The sequence below is a fragment of the Salinivibrio sp. IB872 genome, from assembly GCF_001995345.1.
Lineage (GTDB): Bacteria > Pseudomonadota > Gammaproteobacteria > Enterobacterales > Vibrionaceae > Salinivibrio > Salinivibrio proteolyticus.
The window spans coordinates 1-1,386 of the sequence record NZ_MUFO01000098.1; the positions used below are offsets into that span (position 1 = coordinate 1).

The 1,386-nt window shown below is 35.0% G+C and carries 2 protein-coding genes; both read left to right on the top strand.

Features of this window, described 5'->3' with window-relative positions; genetic code table 11:
- A partial coding sequence (locus tag BZJ18_RS16985; RefSeq protein ID WP_241825008.1) for an ATP-grasp fold amidoligase family protein occupies positions 1-896 on the top strand: 896 nt, incomplete at its 5' end.
- 9 nt (positions 897-905) lie between these two features.
- A partial coding sequence (locus BZJ18_RS16990; protein ID WP_131825306.1) for an EpsG family protein occupies positions 906-1,386 on the top strand: 481 nt, incomplete at its 3' end.

Genomic DNA, 1,386 nt, shown 5'->3' on the forward strand with positions numbered 1-1,386 from the left:
AAATTATACTGGGAACAAAAATGAAGGAAACATTAAAAAAAGTAGGTTTCATCCGTAATCTATATTTTTGGCTTCGGTTTGTCTATAATAATAGATACATTCCTAACTTTAAGAATCCGAGAACATACAATGAAAAAGTAAATTACCGTAAGAAAAATGCTAATCATCCGTTGTTTAGTACTTGTGCAGATAAAATAGCGGTTAAAGATTATGTCGCCTCCAAAATTGGCGAGAAGTACATCATTCCTACTCTTTTCACGGGCAGTTGTATAACAGTAAAAAAAGCTCGTTCATTACTTGAAGAGCATGGTGATTGTTTACTAAAAGCTAATCATAACTCTGGTCCTGTGTATTTGTTAACAACAGATATGACTCAAGTAGATCTTAAAGCTGCATGTGATGATGTTAACCATCAGCTAACTATCGACTTTGGGAAGTATCAAAGAGAACCTTGGTATAGCGAGATAAAACCGCAAGTTTTAGTTGAAAAACGGATATATCCTGAAAACGGCGAAAAAGATCTAAAAGATTACAAATTCCATGTGTTTAAACAAGGTGATAATGGTCATAAAATTTTATTACATGTAGATTATGATCGTAGTACAAATCACAACCGGTCTTTTTTTGACGAAGGTTTGAATTGGATTCCTTTCTCAATGAAGTATCCTTGTGTTAAATCAAGTATAGATGAACCCGACAATTACGAAGAGATGTTATACTTGTCAAAAGTGTTGAGCGAGCCTTTCACTTATGTTCGAGTAGATTTTTACAATGTAGGTGGAAAAATCTACTTTGGAGAAATGACGTTTGCACATGAGAATGGCAGAGGAGATTTTAGTAGCAAGGAGCATGATCTTTGGATGGGGAACCTTTGGCAAGGTGATCCAGCCAAGTAAGGTTAAATTATGGCACCATACTTTTTTGTTTTTGGTTGGCTTGCTTTTTTTTCGGTTATGGAAAATTATAAGCAGTTTAACAAACTAAAGCCTTTTTTCTACACTGCCACGGTAATAATTCTGGTTCTTTTTGCAGGTTTCAGAAAGGCTGGTGTTGGGGCTGATGACTTAAACTATATTGAGAAGTTCCTAGAGATTCCTAGTTTTAGCTCTTGGCTGACGGGAGAGTTTATATATTCCTTTTCAGAGACTAGAATGGAGCCAGGCTATCTTTTAATTGGCTCAATGATTCGTGAGTTCTCGACAAGTTATGTTTATCTCTTTCTTTCAATAGCTTCAATTTCAATAGGTCTTGCGTCACTAAATTATTATCGGTATTCGAAATATGTTTTTTTGGCTTTGACTCTGTTTTTTGTTCATACTTTTTTATATCGCGATATAAATCAAATACGCTCTGCAATAGCTGCCGCTATCGGCTTGTTTTTAATTC